Source organism: Brevibacillus halotolerans (genome assembly GCF_026891775.1).
Classification (GTDB): domain Bacteria; phylum Bacillota; class Bacilli; order Brevibacillales; family Brevibacillaceae; genus Brevibacillus_B; species Brevibacillus_B halotolerans.
Genome location: NZ_JAPTNK010000001.1, coordinates 548,329 through 566,065 on the forward strand (window position 1 = coordinate 548,329; position 17,737 = coordinate 566,065).

At 42.9% G+C, this 17,737-nt stretch carries 14 protein-coding genes; 13 read left to right on the top strand and 1 reads right to left on the bottom strand.

The window, feature by feature from the left end:
* Positions 1–66: 66 nt before the first annotated feature.
* The 6 genes from clpP to O0550_RS02425 all read left to right on the top strand — a co-directional run bounded on the left by clpP (position 67) and on the right by O0550_RS02425 (position 8,764).
* The gene (clpP, locus tag O0550_RS02400; protein WP_003334893.1) at positions 67–645 is read left to right on the top strand and encodes an ATP-dependent Clp endopeptidase proteolytic subunit ClpP; all 579 of its coding nucleotides are present in this window, start codon (positions 67–69) and stop codon (positions 643–645) included.
* A gap of 50 nt (positions 646–695) precedes the next feature.
* Positions 696–1,955: an ATP-dependent protease ATP-binding subunit ClpX gene (clpX, locus tag O0550_RS02405; protein WP_003334892.1), complete on the top strand. Its 1,260-nt coding sequence runs from the start codon at positions 696–698 to the stop codon at positions 1,953–1,955.
* A 344-nt stretch (positions 1,956–2,299) separates the two neighbouring features.
* Positions 2,300–4,027: an ATP-dependent protease LonB gene (lonB, locus tag O0550_RS02410; protein ID WP_022584168.1), complete on the top strand. Its 1,728-nt coding sequence runs from the start codon at positions 2,300–2,302 to the stop codon at positions 4,025–4,027.
* A 324-nt stretch (positions 4,028–4,351) separates the two neighbouring features.
* Positions 4,352–6,691, top strand: coding sequence for an endopeptidase La (gene lon, locus O0550_RS02415; RefSeq protein ID WP_258425574.1), 2,340 nt, complete (start codon positions 4,352–4,354; stop codon positions 6,689–6,691).
* A complete protein-coding gene (gene yihA, locus O0550_RS02420) occupies positions 6,688–7,323 on the top strand; it encodes a ribosome biogenesis GTP-binding protein YihA/YsxC (RefSeq protein WP_003338860.1) in 636 nt (211 codons plus the stop codon). Before lon ends, yihA begins: the two co-directional genes overlap by 4 nt.
* 70 nt (positions 7,324–7,393) lie before the next feature.
* Positions 7,394–8,764: a protein O-GlcNAcase gene (locus O0550_RS02425; RefSeq protein ID WP_003338859.1), complete on the top strand. Its 1,371-nt coding sequence runs from the start codon at positions 7,394–7,396 to the stop codon at positions 8,762–8,764.
* Positions 8,765–8,868: 104 nt separating this feature from the next.
* On the opposite strand, the gene O0550_RS02430 is transcribed toward O0550_RS02425, so the two are convergent.
* Positions 8,869–9,786 carry a DMT family transporter gene (locus O0550_RS02430; RefSeq protein ID WP_309304366.1) on the bottom strand — a complete coding sequence of 306 codons (918 nt, stop codon included), beginning with the start codon at positions 9,784–9,786 and terminating at the stop codon, positions 8,869–8,871.
* A gap of 360 nt (positions 9,787–10,146) precedes the next feature.
* Between O0550_RS02430 and hemA the strand changes: the two genes are divergently transcribed.
* The 7 genes from hemA (at position 10,147) to ahbA (ending at position 17,604) form a co-directional block, all read left to right on the top strand.
* Positions 10,147–11,514 (top strand): glutamyl-tRNA reductase, encoded by a 1,368-nt coding sequence (gene hemA, locus O0550_RS02435; RefSeq protein ID WP_101667662.1) that lies wholly within the window; start codon positions 10,147–10,149, stop codon positions 11,512–11,514.
* 100 nt (positions 11,515–11,614) lie between these two features.
* The gene (locus tag O0550_RS02440) at positions 11,615–12,433 is read left to right on the top strand and encodes a cytochrome C assembly family protein (protein ID WP_258425575.1); all 819 of its coding nucleotides are present in this window, start codon (positions 11,615–11,617) and stop codon (positions 12,431–12,433) included.
* Positions 12,434–12,446: 13 nt separating this feature from the next.
* Positions 12,447–13,088: a precorrin-2 dehydrogenase/sirohydrochlorin ferrochelatase family protein gene (locus tag O0550_RS02445; protein ID WP_003338856.1), complete on the top strand. Its 642-nt coding sequence runs from the start codon at positions 12,447–12,449 to the stop codon at positions 13,086–13,088.
* A 10-nt stretch (positions 13,089–13,098) separates the two neighbouring features.
* A complete protein-coding gene (gene hemC / locus O0550_RS02450; protein WP_258425576.1) occupies positions 13,099–14,040 on the top strand; it encodes a hydroxymethylbilane synthase in 942 nt (313 codons plus the stop codon).
* A complete protein-coding gene (gene cobA / locus O0550_RS02455; protein WP_258425577.1) occupies positions 14,037–15,545 on the top strand; it encodes a uroporphyrinogen-III C-methyltransferase in 1,509 nt (502 codons plus the stop codon). Before hemC ends, cobA begins: the two co-directional genes overlap by 4 nt.
* Before the next feature lie 15 nt (positions 15,546–15,560).
* Positions 15,561–16,541, top strand: coding sequence for a porphobilinogen synthase (gene hemB / locus O0550_RS02460; RefSeq protein WP_003334881.1), 981 nt, complete (start codon positions 15,561–15,563; stop codon positions 16,539–16,541).
* Position 16,542: 1 nt separating this feature from the next.
* The gene (gene ahbA / locus O0550_RS02465) at positions 16,543–17,604 is read left to right on the top strand and encodes a siroheme decarboxylase subunit alpha (RefSeq protein WP_003334880.1); all 1,062 of its coding nucleotides are present in this window, start codon (positions 16,543–16,545) and stop codon (positions 17,602–17,604) included.
* The last annotated feature ends 133 nt before the right edge of the window (positions 17,605–17,737 follow it).

Genomic DNA, 17,737 nt, shown 5'->3' on the forward strand with positions numbered 1-17,737 from the left:
AACGTTTTTTCGTGCCTTGTTTTCTCAGATAAAGAGAGCAGAAATTAGTGAAGGAGGCCATCCCTTATGCTGATCCCTATGGTCGTAGAGCAAACTAACCGCGGAGAACGTGCGTACGATATTTATTCTCGTCTGTTAAAAGACCGTATCATATTCCTGGGTAGTGAGATTGATGATGAAATAGCAAATGCAGTAGTAGCGCAATTGTTATTCCTTGAATCTGAAGAGCCAGGAAAAGACATTAGCCTATACATAAATTCTCCAGGCGGTTCTGTAACCGCAGGCATGGCGATTTATGACACCATGCAATTTATCAAATCGGACGTTTCCACGATTTGCATCGGCATGGCGGCCAGCATGGGTGCGGTACTTTTGGCTGCAGGCGCGAAAGGTAAGCGTTTTGCATTACCAAACAGTGAAGTGATGATTCATCAACCGCTGGGTGGTGTTCGTGGTCAAGCGGAGGATATTCGTATTCACGCTGACTGGATTATCAAAACAAAGCGTCAATTAAATGAGATTTTGGCAGAAAGAACAGGTCAACCTTATGAAGTGATTGACCGCGATACAGATCGCGATAACTTCATGTCTGCTGAGGAAGCGAAAAACTACGGGTTAATTGACAGTGTGATCGAACGCCGTTAAGGGGCCATCCTGTGCTTGGCTGAAAAAATCATCGACGTGAGGTGAAAAACATGTTCAAGTTTAATGACGATAAAGGTCAATTAAAGTGCTCTTTCTGCGGAAAGTCTCAAGAGCAGGTTCGCAAGCTTGTAGCTGGTCCAGGTGTTTACATTTGTGATGAGTGCATTGAGCTTTGCAATGAGATCGTACAAGAAGAACTAGGGACCGATGAAGATATCGATATGAAGGAAATTCCAAAACCATTGGAAATCCGTAATATCCTAGATGATTATGTTATTGGACAAAATCAAGCTAAGAAATCCTTGGCTGTTGCTGTATATAATCATTACAAACGAATCAATTCAGGTGCGAAGATTGAGGATGTGGAATTATCCAAATCCAATATCGTACTAATTGGACCAACAGGTAGCGGTAAAACGTTGTTAGCTCAAACGCTAGCCCGCATCCTAAATGTACCGTTTGCGATCGCTGATGCTACATCGCTAACTGAAGCTGGATATGTTGGGGAAGATGTTGAAAATATCTTGCTGAAGCTTATCCAAGCTGCTGATTATGATGTAGAAAAAGCGGAGAAGGGGATTATCTATATTGACGAGATTGACAAAGTTGCTCGTAAATCCGAGAACCCTTCTATCACGCGCGATGTATCAGGTGAGGGTGTACAACAAGCATTGTTGAAAATTCTAGAGGGTACAGTAGCGAGTGTGCCACCTCAAGGTGGACGCAAGCATCCCCATCAGGAATTTATCCAAATCGATACCTCCAATATCTTGTTCATTTGCGGTGGTGCATTTGACGGCATCGAGCAAATTATCAAGCGCCGTATTGGTAAAAAAGTAATCGGTTTTGGTTCTGAAATGGTGGAAGGTGTTAAATCCGACTTAAAACAAGGCGAATACCTAAAATACGTATTGCCTGAGGACCTGCTCAAATTCGGTTTGATACCGGAATTTGTAGGTCGATTGCCGGTACATGCAACACTTGAGCCATTAGACGAAGAGACATTGGTACGAATTTTGACAGAACCAAAAAATGCTTTGATCAAACAATACCAAAAGCTACTTAGTCTAGATGGAGTAGAGCTTGAGTTTACAGAAGGCGCTTTGACTCAAATTGCAAAAGAAGCAATTAAGCGTAACACTGGTGCTCGTGGTCTACGTGCAATTATTGAACAAATCATGCTGGATATGATGTATGAGCTTCCTTCGCGTGAGGACGTGGAGAAGTGCCTAATTACGGAGGAAGTGGTTACCGAAAAGGTAAAGCCACAACTAAAGAATAAAGAAGGCGACATCATCCAATCAGCGTAAAAACTCTCGATCAAGCAGGCTAACACCTGGTTGGTGAAAATGATAAGAAAAAGGTGCTTCGTTCTTTGGAACAAGCGCCTTTTTTTGTGTCAAAGAATAAGTGTACTCTATGCTAAGGGCTGGTAGTGATCCAGATTTCGATGGATGTAGAGATGTAGGGATGTAAGGATGTAAGGATGTAAGGATGTAAGGATGTAGATGAAAAACGAGGTGCTCGATTCATAAGAGCTTACATGATACCCAAAAGGTTGTGTAATGATCCTGTTTACTCTCCCATGCACTAGGTAATACTACTTTTATATCGTTTTGGAGGTATTACCAGCATTACTTGGGAGGGTATAGAATTGGAATATACAACGGTCATAGTAGGGGCTATTGAGCTTGTCGTTGGGATCATTATAGGCATCTACTTTTTTAATCTGTTAAAGATGCAAAGAACAACAAAGGTTTCAACGGAAAAAGAATCCCGTAAAGAGGTAGATCATTTACGTAAAATGAAAATGGTCGCATTGACTGAGCCATTATCTGAGAAAACACGACCTAGTAAGCTAGAAGATATCGTTGGACAGCAGGACGGGTTAAAAGCATTACGAGCAGCGTTATGTGGGCCTAACCCGCAGCATGTTATTATTTATGGACCCCCAGGGGTAGGGAAGACAGCTGCTGCCCGTGTCGTGCTGGAAGCTGCCAAAAAAAGCTCGCTTTCCCCCTTTAAGCAGGACGCTAAATTTGTGGAAATTGATGCAACTATTGCTAGGTTTGATGAACGCGGCATTGCTGATCCGCTAATTGGTTCCGTGCATGATCCAATTTATCAAGGAGCGGGCTCTATGGGGCAAGCTGGTATCCCACAACCCAAGCCAGGTGCCGTTACCAAGGCACATGGAGGGATTTTATTTCTAGATGAAATAGGCGAGCTACATACAGTACAGATGAATAAACTGCTAAAAGTGTTGGAAGACCGAAAAGTAATGCTGGAGAGCGCTTATTACAGCGAAGAGAACACTCAGATACCTGCCCATATCCATGAGATTTTTCAATATGGACTGCCGGCTGATTTTCGTTTAGTCGGAGCTACAACACGTACACCTGAAGAAATTCCCCCCGCTTTGCGCTCGCGGTGTTTAGAGATATTTTTCCGGCCTCTACAGCCTAATGAGATTGGAAGTATTGTTTCTAAGGCCATGAAAAAAATGCAAATTCAGGTGGAGAATGACGCGATTGCAGTGATAGAGCGTTATGCAACCAATGGACGTGAAGCCATTAATACTTTACAGATAGCTGCAGGAATATGCATGACAGAAGGACGTGAGATCGTAACCACTCAGGACGTGGAATGGGTGGTACATAGCAGTCAAAAATCGCCTCGTCAAGAAAAACAAGTACATGAGCAAGCTCAAATTGGCGTCATCAACGGGCTGGCTGTCTATGGTCCTAACATGGGCACCGTGATGGAAGTGGAGGTAACGGCCTCATTAGCCCCTATTAAAGGTGCAGGCAAACTTACTCTGACTGGTTTAGTGGAGGAAGAGGAGTTAGGGGGGCCGAGCCGAACCATTCGCCGTAAATCTATGGCGAAAGGCTCCATTGATAATGTATTAACTGTTCTTCACCGCCTAGGCATTCAGCCATATGACTATGATTTACACATTAATTTTCCCGGTGGTGTGCCCGTGGATGGCCCTTCCGCAGGCTTAACAATTGCAATCGCAATCTATTCGGCTATCAAAGAAAGACTTATTGATAATTTATTGGCCGTTACAGGCGAGGTTAGTATCCATGGTAAGGTAAAGCCAGTTGGCGGAGTAGTTGCTAAAGTAGAAGCAGCTCGTCAAGCAGGGGCTAAACGTGTTTTCATTCCAGCGGAGAATTGGCAGACGATCTTTGCGGATATAGAAGGAATTGAAGTAATCGCAATCCATTATGTAGAGGAAGCAATCCAAATGGCATTTGTAGACCAAGGTGTTTTAACTCAAATTGACGAAACAGACCAGACAGAAGACACGTACTTGCCGCCGTTTAGTGTACCTGTACAAGTGGAGGGCATTCAGCCAGGCACTTTACCTTTATAGCATAAGAGGGTAGATTCATTTGTTTTACACATAGGCTCCGTTCCTATATGGCTAGGCGGGGCCTATCTCTATCCCATATTTTTTTAATCAAAGTGTACGAAGAAGCAGAAGCTTCTATGAAAGATTAGGAATTTTTGGGTATAATAAAAACGGCTTCATCATCGTATGTGTGTTACAAATGTCGCAATGAACAGCATGTAATATAAGCAAATACATGTGGTCATTAGACATTGGGTATCATTTTGCGATACAATGAGACGATACCGTCTTTCAGACATTATAAAAGAGAGATATCGTGGCCTTAGAAATGGGAGGTGCTTGGTCATGAGTGAACATACAGGATCCCGTGAAATACCACTGCTTCCGCTTCGTGGTTTATTGGTTTACCCAAGCATGGTGTTGCATTTGGATGTAGGACGTGAGAAATCCGTAAGGGCTCTTGAAAGAGCGATGGTAGATGATAATTATATTCTGCTATCAACGCAAGAGGATGTGCAGGTGGAGGAACCGGATGCAGAACAAATTTATTCGGTAGGTACAGTTGCACGAGTGAAGCAGATGTTAAAGCTACCTAATGGAACAATTCGTGTACTAGTGGAAGGCTTAGAGCGTGCCTCTATTAACGAATATCTGCAAAAAGATGATTATTACTACGTTTCGATTACATATTTACCGGAAACCGTGGAAAATGAAAATGAAATCGAAGCTATGGTGCGAACTGTTTTACAGCAGTTCGAGCAATATATCAAAATTTCTAAGAAAGTATCCCCTGAGACGCTAAGCTCAGTTAGTGATATTGACGAAGCGGGGCGCATGGCGGATGTCATTGCATCCCATCTACCGCTTAAAATAAAGGATAAGCAAGACGTACTAGAAGCAGTAGATGTGCATCGTCGTCTAGAAATCTTACTTAATATCTTAAATAACGAACGAGAAGTACTGGAACTAGAACGACGTATTGGTCAGCGCGTTAAAAAGCAAATGGAAAAAACGCAAAAAGAATATTACCTGCGCGAACAGATGAAGGCCATACAAAAGGAGCTAGGTGATCGTGACGGGCGAAATGGGGAAATGGATGATTTACGTGAGCAATTGCTCCAATCCGACGCCCCAGAGCGTATCAAGGTTAAGCTGGAGAAAGAACTTGATCGCCTAGATAAGATGCCAGCTACTTCTGCAGAAAGCAGTGTGGTTCGCACTTATATTGATACATTACTCTCCTTGCCATGGACGAAAAAGACAGAGGATAATCTAGATATTGCCCATGCAGAATCGATTTTAAATGAAGACCACTATGGCCTTGAAAAACCAAAAGAGCGCATTCTAGAGTATCTTGCTGTACAAAAATTAGTAAGTGATTTAAAAGGACCGATTCTATGCCTTGTAGGCCCTCCAGGTGTAGGTAAGACCTCCTTGGGTAGATCTATTGCAAGAGCGATGGGCCGGAAATTTATCCGTATCTCGCTTGGTGGTGTGCGTGATGAAGCAGAAATTCGTGGACATCGTCGCACCTATGTAGGAGCGATGCCAGGCCGAATCATTCAATCCATGCGCCAAGCAGGTACTGTTAATCCTGTTATTCTGCTTGATGAGATCGATAAGCTTGCGAGTGATTTCCGCGGAGATCCAGCGTCAGCCTTATTAGAAGTACTTGATCCAAATCAGAACGAAAAATTTAGTGATCATTATGTAGAAGAAGTTTATGATTTGTCCAACGTTATTTTCTTAACAACGGCAAATACGCTTCATACCATACCAAGACCATTGCTTGATCGGATGGAGACGATCGAAATTTCCGGCTATACCGAGCTAGAGAAATTCCATATTATGCAGGATTATCTCCTTCCTAAAAATATAAAGTCCCATGGTATCACAAAAGAGAAGCTCCAAGTGGCCGATGAAGCCATGATGAAGGTGATTCGTCAGTATACACGAGAAGCAGGGGTACGTAACCTGAACCGTGAAGCAGCGAATCTGTGCCGTAAAGCTGCAAAAATCATTGTCAGTGGAGAAAAGAAACGCGTAGTTGTAACACCTAAGACCTTGGAGAACCTGCTAGGTAAACCGCGATTCCGCTATGGTCTAGCAGAGAAAGAAGACCAGGTGGGTTCTGTTACAGGATTAGCATGGACTCAGGTGGGGGGAGATACCTTAAATGTTGAAGTAAGTGTTTATCCTGGTAAAGGTACTCTCACATTAACTGGTCAACTAGGTGACGTGATGAAGGAGTCAGCTCAAGCTGCCCTCAGCTATATTCGTTCTCGTGCTGGTCAATGGGATATTACTCAAGATTTCCTAGAGAAAAATGATATTCATATTCACGTGCCAGAAGGAGCAATTCCAAAGGATGGTCCTTCCGCAGGGATTACAATGGCAACGGCCTTGTTATCTGCTTTGACAAATATTCCTGTGCGTAAAGAAGTGGGTATGACGGGTGAGATTACATTACGTGGTCGTGTATTGCCGATTGGCGGTTTGAAGGAAAAGGTACTGTCTGCCCATCGTGCCGGCCTAACTACCATTATCTTGCCAATTGAAAACGAGAAAGACTTAGAAGATATTCCAGAAAGTGTGAAAAATGATATGACGTTCCATCCGGTAGAACAGATGGATGACGTGATTAAATATGCTTTTGTGCAAGGGAAAATGGTGAAAAAGAAATGAAGATTACTTCAGCAGAATTTATTATTAGTGCCGTAGGGCCTCAACAATACCCAAAGGATCGCCTGCCAGAGATTGCTCTGGTGGGTCGTTCCAATGTGGGGAAATCATCTTTAATCAATAAAATGTTAAGTCGTAAAGCAATTGCTCGGACAAGCTCGCGTCCCGGAAAAACGCAAACACTTAACTATTTTAAAGTGAATAATCAAATGTACTTTGTGGATTTTCCAGGCTATGGATATGCGAAGGTTTCCAAGTCCATTAAGTCGACCTGGGGCGGTATGATTGATGCTTACCTGAGCAAGCGAGAAGAGCTTAAATTTGTTGTTCAGCTAGTGGATATTCGCCATGCTCCCTCCAAAGAGGACGTTAGCATGTATGAATATTGCAAGGAGCTTGGAATCCCTACTATCGTGGTAGCAACGAAAGGCGATAAGATTTCTCGCGGAAGATGGCTACAGCATTTAAAAGTTATTCGTCAAACTTTGAATTTCCAGTCAACAGATGCTCTCATTGTTTTCTCTACAGAAATGGGACAAGGCAGAGATGAATTATGGGGAGAAATTTTACGCAGGTTAAAAGGCAAGCAGGAATCACCCGAAGAATCTGCTCATATACTGGAAGGTAACGAGTAACTAAATCAGGCTACGTTAGAAAGACACCAGCAGCTTAGATAGACAAACAGCTTCCCAAGGAGGAGAAAGGATGTCTTCACAAGGATTTGCATTACGGGGACTTATTGAAGGATTTTACGGTAAGCCGTGGTCGCATGAGGAGCGGATTGATATGCTGCACTTTATCAGTCAGCATGGCTTTAATGCCTATTTTTATGCGCCCAAAGATGATGCGATCCTGCGAGATGATTGGCAGATGCATCATTCTCCCGCCCAAATGCGTCTCATTTCGGAGCTGATTTCAGAGGCACATTCGGTGGGATGTGCCTTTTATTATTGTCTCAGTCCGGGAATGAGCATGCAGTATGCCAACTCGAAGCACGTAGATAGATTGATAGAAAAGTACGAGAACCTCCTTGCCTGCGGTGTGACGAAATTTGCTCTGTTGTTTGATGATATTCCACAGGAATTAATGCACAAAAGTGATCAAGAGGCATTCATTCATTTAGCAGAGGCGCATGTGCAGGTTACTCTTTTGGTCTGGAACAAGCTAAAAGAGACTAGTAAGGATGATATCCATCTCGTGGTATGCCCTACGGTTTATCATGGTAGAGGTGATGAGGCGTATATTACCTATCTGGGACAGCATTTACCAACAGAAATCGACCTGTTTTGGACGGGGAGGTTTGTCTGCTCTCCTTATCTAACGGAAGCAGACTCCCAATACTTTTTTGAACAAACACGACACTACCCGCTTTATTGGGATAATTATCCGGTGAATGATCTGGCGATGTCGAGCGAGCTACACATTGGTCCTTTGCAAAATAGGGATGCTACTCTGTTCCGTTTTGCTACGGGGTATGTAGCTAATGCAATGGAATATCCGGAAAGCTCTAAGATTCCTATCATGACGATCGGCGAATATTTAACCCATCCTGATTCCTATGATCCTGAAGAAGCCTTCCAACGTGCAGTGAAAGAGATAGCGGGGTCTGAAGATCTTGATGCCTTTCTTTTGTTTGCCGATCATGTGCGCGCATCGTTTTTGTGTGACGAAGAAGCGCCGCAGCTACTGGAAAAATTACATCAATTTCGCTACCACTTTTTTCACGGCGATCAACAGAAGGCTGTGGAAATCCTAGAGCATACCTTTTCTGAAATGGAGAGCTCTGCAAGGCACCTATTGAACGGTATGCAAAATGAAAGGTTATATAAAGAAATAAAAGGCTGGCTGAAAAAGTATGCATACTGGGCTAAATTAGGCAAAACGGCAACACGTTTAATTGATGCTGGTCGGAAGGGACAAACGATTCGGGCAATCTTCTACTTTTTACGAATGAGGCGAAGATTACGGCAAGCGGAAAAGCTTCCTGAGAAGGTAAGTAGCAATGTCATGCGGTTAATGGTAGAGGCGCTTAGCTTGGAAGTGCGAAATTATCGAACTTGGAAACGTCGTGTATAAGGTTGAAAGCAAAATCAAACAGGCACCTTTCTATTCGCAAGGAAGATGTCTGTTTGATTTTTTACGTACAAAAGCTAACTCTATAGAGATATGACTGTAGAAGGCTAAGCAGATATTTTGGCTTTTAGATTGCGTAGCCAGAATAGAATAGGCAGTTCTGAAAACAGCATACCACTTAGGATAAAAGCACAGCCGATCAATTGTTTCATCGTCAACAGCTCGTGAATCCATAGATAGGAGGTGAAGGCTGCAAAGACTGGTTCTAAGGAAAAGATCAGTGCCACGTGCGTTGGAGAGGTGTCCTTTTGAAAAGAGGTTTGCACTAAGAATGCGAGGGCAGTAGCTGGAATTGCCGTGATAAATAGCGCCCATAGAACCTCAGGGTGTCCTATGATGAAAGGGTCATATATCGCTTGCCAATCCTCTAAGAGAAGGGCGTAGCACATACTGAAAAAAGAGACAGTGAACAATTGAATGATCACTAAGGGCATCGTAGGAAACCGAGGAGAATATCGACCGGTCAACACAATCTGCATGGCAAAGCAAATCGCACAGCAAAGCACTAAAAAATCGCCAAATGTAAGAGAAAGAGTTCCATTCATTGTTAATAAGTAAAGTCCAATTACGGCCATGCAGACGCCGATAAAGGTAGAGGCTTTCACTTTATGCGTAAGTACAACAATCGAGAGTAAGGGCACAAGCACAACCGACAGACCTGTAATAAATCCTGCCTTTGATGGTGAGGTATACAAGAGTCCTACTGTTTGAGTTGCATAGCTGACAAACAGCCAAAAGCCTAGAAATACACCGCTGCGTACCAAAGAAAAGTTACAGGTTTGCCAAGCCCTTGGATTTCGAATAAAGTAGATAAGGGACAAGAATAATGAAGCGTTAAAAAAACGGATCGCATTAAACGTATTGGGAGGAAGCATGTGAACCGCATTCTGAACGACCACAAAGGTTGCTCCCCAGATAAAAACGATACATAACAATAAACAGTCAACCATCAATGCTTTTTTCACTCTACTACCTCGTTTCTAGAAAATATGTTGGCCGATTCCGAGCTATAGTACTCATTATAAGAGTAGATAAACAGGGAAGGAAGGAGTTTTTTGATAGTTCCGAAAGAAGCATGAATAAGTAAAAACGAGACAAACTAAGATAGTGAAAATCTGGATAAAATTAACAAGATGAACAAATGTTAATTTGTGGAAAAAGATGTGAAATCCTGAAAGTAATTTGTCGAACCAGTGAATAGCACATTTGACAAGGTTTTTTGGATAACTTTAATGAAAATTTCACATTTTAAACTACTTGCTTACGGACATAATGTTATAATAAAGAAGCTAAAATCCGTATTTGAATGACACGGGAGGAAGGCTATGGAAATCTTACTGCTCGGCCTAAATTATAAGACAGCGCCTGTCGAAATTCGTGAAAAATTCACGTTTAATGACGACAGCACGCCGAGAGCACTTCATATTCTATCTCATACCAAAAGCATTCTAGAATGTATCATTGTAGGAACCTGTAACCGTACTGAAATCTATGTGGTTTGCGATCAGTTGCATACCGGTAGATTTTATACACGGAATTTTCTTGCAGAATGGTTTGGCGTAGAGAAAGAGTCGCTTCTCGATTATATGTACGTAAAGGAAAATGACGAAGCGATTGAGCACTTATACCGTGTAACCTGTGGACTCGATTCCATGGTAATGGGAGAGACACAGATTATTGGTCAAATTCGCAACGCTTTTCTCCTAGCACAACAACATGAGACTACTGGAACCATTTTTAATACACTGTTTAAACAGGCTGTAACCCTTGCAAAACGGGCTCATACTGAGACTTCTGTAGGCCAAAATGCTGTATCTATCAGCTATGCCGCGATTGAGCTTGGCAAAAAGATTTTTGGAAGCTTTGCTGATAAGCATGTACTGATCTTAGGTGCAGGTAAAATGAGCTTGTTAACAGCTAAGCATTTGCACGCAAACGGAGTAGCGCATGTGACAGTAGCAAACCGTACGCTGGAACGTGCACAGACCTTAGCGGAACAGTTCCGCGGTGAAGCCTGTACCATGGAGGATCTGCCCCAGAAGCTGGCTAAAGCAGACATCGTCATCAGTTCGACGGGAGCAACCGGTTTTGTGTTAACAAAAGCACAATTAAAGCCGATTATGAAGCAGCGTCCTCATAAGCCATTGTTTATGATTGATATCGCCGTGCCGCGTGATCTTGATCCTGATATTCATGGGCTAGAAAATGTATTCCTGTATGACATAGATGATCTGGAGGGCATTGTTCAGAGCAATCTAGCTGAACGCTCCAAAGAAGCAGAGCGTATTGAACTTATGATTGAGGAAGAAAAGCAGGAGTTCATTAACTGGAAACAGACGCTGGGCGTTGTGCCTTTGATTGCGGCATTGCGTGAAAAAGCATTTTCCATTCATGGAGAAGCAATCCGCAAAATTGAAAACAAGTTGCCTCATTTAAATGAGAAGGAAATGCATATTATTCGCAAGCATACACGTGGAATTATTTCCCAATTGCTGCATGATCCAATCGTACAACTGAAGGAGTTGACCGTCCAAAAGAAAGGAGAAGAGGTAATCGATATCTTTTCTACAATTTTTGCTTTGGATGAAAGATTGGAAGGTAAAAAACAGGAAGCATTATGGGAGCAACAAAAGCGTGAAAGCTTAAGACGTGAAAAAGCTGTTTCATTACAATCACGTGAACAGCGTTTCTAGCAAGAGACGAGGAAGAAATGGATTTCTTCCTGCTCCGCCTGTTTTCACAGGCAATTGAGAAAATGGGCGTGATCTAGATAGTAGGGAAAGGTGAGCGTGTATGGCAAATGCAAGGTGGCTCTATGACTTGACCATCTTTCTCTATGCAGCGGGTGTACTTTGTTACTTCAATGATTTTTTGCAGAGTAACCGGCGAATAAAGCAAATTGCGCTAGGACTACTCTCGATTGTCTGGTTGTTACAAACCATTTTTTTTGTTTACCAAATGATCGTAAAGTCATATTTGCCCGTTGTTACCTTTTTTGAAACCTTAGTTTTTTATTCTTGGGTATTGGTGACCCTTTCTCTGATCATACATGCTGTAGCTCGCATTGATTTCTTACTATTTTTTACTAATGTAATCGGGTTTGGAGTTCTCACCTTATCCATGTTCTTTTCAGAGCCAGCAACTCCGCAGCACAGCGGAGTTATCTCTGATTTTATTTTTATTCATGTGACAATTGCTATCATTAGTTACGCATTACTGGCCGTGTCCATGATATTCTCAGGTATGTATCTAGTGAATCTACATATGCTGAAGCAAAAAAAATGGACACCACTGTGGCAACGGCTCCCAAGTTTGGAGAAATTGGATGCGTTTTCTTTTAAACTAAACATTTTTGGTGTGCCGCTACTTTTGTTGTCAGTCATTTTAGGCAGTATTTGGGCACAATTGATTTTTTCACATGGATTTTGGATGGACGCGAAAGTGTGTATGTCAATCGTCGTTCTGATTTTATATAGTATGCTGTTGTATCAAAGGGTTCGGAATCAATGGTTGGGAAAAGTGGCAGCATGGATAAACATCATTGCATTTGTATGTTTATTGCTTAATTTTTTGCTGATTGATCCCTACTCACAATTTCATCAATGGTCGTAGAGAGGTGGGGCAGATGAATCCGCATTATCCAATTCATGTTAAAATGGAGGGAATGCTCTGTGCAGTTATTGGTGGTGGAGAAGTAGCTCAACGCAAGGTAGGTTCTCTACTGGAATGTGGGGCAATAATCACCATTATTTCTCCTGAGATAACGCCATTGTTAGCTGAATGGACCGAGCAGGGGAAGATCAATTGGAAACGTGAGCTGTATCAGGGACAGGATTTAAGTCCGTATTTTTTTATCGTAGCTGCGACCAATCATCGGCATGTCAACTATTCGGTATATGAACAAGCGAAAAGAACCAAGGCTTTTATAAATATTGCAGACCGACCAGACCTATGCAATTATATCGTTCCTTCTACGGTCAAGCGAGGCAGGTTAGTGATTTCTGTATCTACCTCGGGTGCAAGCCCTAGTTTGGCAAGTAAATTGCGTAGAAGGCTAGAACGAGAGTTTGGTCAGGAATATGAGGGCTATGTTGACTTTTTAGCCCAGATGCGTTTAAAGGTTTTACAGGAGATTAAAGATGCGACCGTGCGCAAACAAATCTTTCAAGAGTTGCTTGATGATAGATATGTAGAGGCGCCTTCCCTGCAAAGAGAGCAGATGGCAGATGCCTTACTACAACAGGTGAAACAAAGAGAGCAATTATAGGGAGGCAGACATGAAAGAGTGGAAAGTTGGATCGCGTAAAAGCATGCTGGCACTTACCCAAACAAAATGGGTGCTGGCTCGTTTGCGTGAAATAGACCCTGCATCAAGTTTTAGCATCACAGAGATTGTTACAAAGGGAGATCGCATTCTGGATGTTACACTTTCCAAAGTGGGCGGTAAAGGTCTGTTTGTTAAAGAAATTGAACAATCCCTGTTGGAAGAACAAACTGATATGGCTGTCCATAGTTTAAAAGATATGCCTGCTGTCTTACCAGAAGGTTTGACGATCGGTGCCATTCCAAAAAGGGAAGACCCGAGGGATGTGCTGATTTCCAAGGACGGTAAGACGCTAGATGAGCTAAAACAAGGCGCTGTGGTGGGAACGAGCAGTTTGCGCCGCTCCTCCCAATTGCTACATTACCGACCTGATCTCATTATTAAACCGATTCGGGGAAATATTGATACACGAATCCGCAAGCTAGAGGAAGAAGATTTTGATGCAATTATTCTGGCTGCTGCCGGTCTTAAACGTGTGGAGTGGAAGGGCACGATCACGCAGTATCTTGATCCACAAATCAGTCTCCCTGCGGTGGGGCAGGGGGCGCTTGCTATTGAGTGCCGTACACATGATGCTGAAATGATGTCACTTTTACAACGGTTTGATCATCTGGAGACCCGTTATGCGGTTGAGGCGGAGCGAGCTTTTCTTCACAAAATGGAGGGAAGCTGTCAAGTGCCGATTGGCGCTTATGCAGAAGTACAGCTTGATGCAAATCAAAAGCCTTCCATTAGCATTACAGGGATGGTAGGGTCTCCTGACGGAAGCCAATTGTTTAAAGCAACATTGACTGGAGACAATCCTCAAGCATTGGGTGAAAATTTGGCAGAAGAGCTGCTCCGTCAGGGGGCGCGAGAAGTGCTTGCTAAAGTATTGGAGGAGAACTGTCAATGAATAGAGGAAAAGTTTTCTTAGTAGGTGCTGGGCCTGGTGACCCTAAGCTAATTACGGTGCGTGGTTTGGAAACGATTCAAATGGCTGATTGCATCGTGTATGATCGCTTGGCAAGTCCACGATTGCTAGCTCATGCAAAACCGGACGTAGAGTTAATCTATTGTGGAAAACTGCCTGATCGTCATACCCTAACCCAGGAAGAGATCAATCAGGTATTAGTCGATAAAGCATTAGAAGGGAAAGTGGTTACTCGTCTTAAAGGCGGGGACCCTTCTATCTTTGGGCGTGTTGGAGAAGAAGCTGAAGAATTGGCTAAGCACGATATTTTATTTGAGATTGTACCAGGGATCACTTCAGGGATTGCTGCTCCGGCGTATGCAGGCATCCCCGTGACCCATCGCGATTTTAATTCCTCGTTAGCAATAGTGACAGGACATGAACGTCCAGAGAAAACAGAATCAAGCATTAACTGGGAAAAATTAGCCACGGCTGTTGGTACGATCATCTTTTACATGGGAGTAGGCAATCTCCCCTATATTACGGAACAATTAATGAAGAATGGTCGCTCTCCACAAACACCGGTAGCTTTGGTGCGTTGGGGGACTTTAGTCGAACAGGAAACCTTGGTCGGTACCTTAGAGGACATTGTAGAGAAGCGTGAGCAGGCAGGCTTAACAAATCCTTCTATCATTGTGGTTGGAGAAGTGGTTACGCTTCGTGAAAAATTACAATGGTTTGAGAAAAAGCCGTTGTTTGGGAAGCGTGTACTCGTTACGCGTGCTAGAAGTCAAGCCAGTGAACTATCGAATCAAATCAATGAATTAGGTGGGGAGGCATATGAATTCCCGCTGATAAAGATGGTTGAGCCACAAGCTTTACCGCAATTGGATACCGCATTGCAACAGCTATCAGCTTTTGACTGGGTCATGTTTACTAGTCCAAATGGGGTTCAATTCTTCTTTAAACGCTTGCGTGAGTTAAAGATTGACATTCGTACCTTAACTGGTAAAATTGCGGCCGTTGGTCCGAAAACCGCCTCCATGCTAGAAGAAAGAGGCTTGACGGTAAATGTCTTACCTGGTGAGTTTCTTGCAGAGGGCTTGGTTGAATCCCTTAAGGATGAGTTACAGCCAGGCTCTAAAGTCTTGCTTCCACGTGCGGATATAGCGCGCGAAACATTGCCACGAGAGCTGAGAACTCTCGGCATGGAAGTGACGGAAGTAGATACCTATGATACAGTTATAGATGCACAGAACATTGGGGAAACGGTTTCCCTATTGGAAGAAAAGGCGATACAGATCATTACATTTACCAGCTCCTCTACGGTCAAAAACTTTGTGGAAGCGCTGAAGGAATACGATCTTACCCAATTACTTCAGGGTGTACAGATTGCTTGCATTGGACCGATTACAGCGGATACGGCAAGACAAGCAGGCTTGCAAGTGGATATCATGGCAAGTGAATATACAATTGAAGGACTAGTCAATGCACTAATTACCACGTAAAAGGGGAAGTAGATCATGATTAAATTTGACCGTCATCGTCGTTTGCGCCGAAGCCAAGCGATGCGTAACCTTGTACGAGAAAACCATGTGCGAGTAGAAGATTTGATCTATCCGCTGTTCATAGTAGAAGGGGAAAACATCAAAAATGAAATTTCCTCTATGCCTGGCGTTTATCATTTTTCCTTGGATCGTCTTCATGAAGAAGTTGAAGAAATCGTTAGTCTAGGCATTCAGGCTGTTCTTTTGTTTGGGGTTCCAGAGCATAAGGATGCGCTTGGAACAGAAGCTTATGCAGACAATGGGATTGTACAGCAAGCAATTCGTCACATAAAAGCCTCTTTCCCTGAGTTGCTTGTTATTGCAGATACATGCCTATGCGAATATACGGATCATGGCCACTGTGGTGTTTTGCATGAATGTGGAGAGCTACTAAATGATGAGTCTCTTGTTTTATTAAGCCAAGCTGCTGTATCACAGGCTAAAGCTGGCGCTGACATCATTGCGCCATCTAATATGATGGATGGATTTGTTACCGCCATTCGTGAAGCTTTAGATGAAGCTGGATTTACACATATTCCGATTATGTCTTATGCGGTTAAATATGCTTCTGCATACTACGGCCCGTTCCGTGAAGCAGCTCAATCCGCTCCGAAGTTCGGTAACCGTAAGTCCTACCAAATGGACTATGCTAATGCGCGTGAAGGCTTGCGCGAAGCAGAATCCGATGTGATGGAAGGGGCCGATTTCTTAATGGTAAAACCAGGTCTTGCTTACATGGACATGGTTTTACGTTTACGTCAAAGCTTTGATTTGCCGTTAGTTGTTTACAATATCAGTGGAGAGTATTCCATGGTAAAAGCAGCTAGTGCAAATGGCTGGATTGACGAGCAAGGCGTTGTTATGGAAACAATGACGGGATTCAAACGCGCAGGTGCTGATTTAATCATTACGTACCATGCTAAAGATGTTGCCAAGTGGCTACAAGGAGGTTCATAACATGTCGGTTGACTTATTAGATGCGTTAGATAAAGAGATTTTGGATGCCATTCAAAAAGAGATTCCATTGGTTCCTGAACCATTTAAGGTTATGGCAAAAAATTTAGGGACAACAGAAGAAGAGTTAATGGCTCGCCTGGAAAAAATGAAAGGTGATTCTATCCGTCAAATCTCTGCTATTTGTGATACAAAAGCATTAGGATATAAATCAAGTCTGGTAGCGGCTCGGATTGCTCCTGATAAATTAGATGAAATGGCTGTAAAGATTTTTAACTCCCATCCGGGTATTACACATAACTATAAACGCAACCATGACTTTAACCTGTGGTTTACGATTGCTCTACCTCCGAACAGTCGTTTTGGGTTGGAAAAAACGGTTGAAATCTTAGGAGAATTGTCTAATGTGGAATCGATTCGCATTCTACCTACTCTAAAACTATTTAAAATCGGAGTACAACTAGATGTGAAAAAAGAGGCAGAAGCGAATACAAAATCTGCTCCTACTTACACAGAAGAAATGCGCCAGGCAGCGATTGATCTAGGGATCACTGATAAAGATATCAAGGTGATTATCGAACTGCAAAAGGATTTGCCAATTGTTTCGCGTCCATTTGACGAATGGGCAAAAAATGCTGGCATGACAACAGAGGAATTATTGAACCATGCGAAAGTATTGGTAGACCGTGGCCAAATGCGTCGTTTCTCTGCGGTACTAAACCACCGGAAAGCTGGATTCCGTGCAAATGGTATGGGTGTATGGAACGTACCAGCAGAACAAGCAGAGGAAATTGGAATGAAAATGGGTTCCTTCCGAGCGGTTAGCCATTGCTATTTACGTCCTACCTATCCAGATTGGAAGTACAGCATCTTTACGATGGTACATGGTCGTGATAAGGAAGAGTGTGAATCAATTCTACAAGCCATTGAGGATGAAACAGGTATCACTGACCGTATTACATTGTACTCTACGAAGGAATACAAGAAAACACGCGTATCCTATTTTACACCTGAGATTTATGAATGGGAAAATGAGATGGCGGCAAAACTGGGATTGGATAAGTAATCGCGCACAATATCCGATAGCATGGAATGCATGCGCTGTTTCCTGATAAGGAGCATATTGTTATAACAGGAAAACGCTTGTTTGATCACCTTCAAACAAGCGTTTTTTCTACCAGTTTCACGATAACAGATTC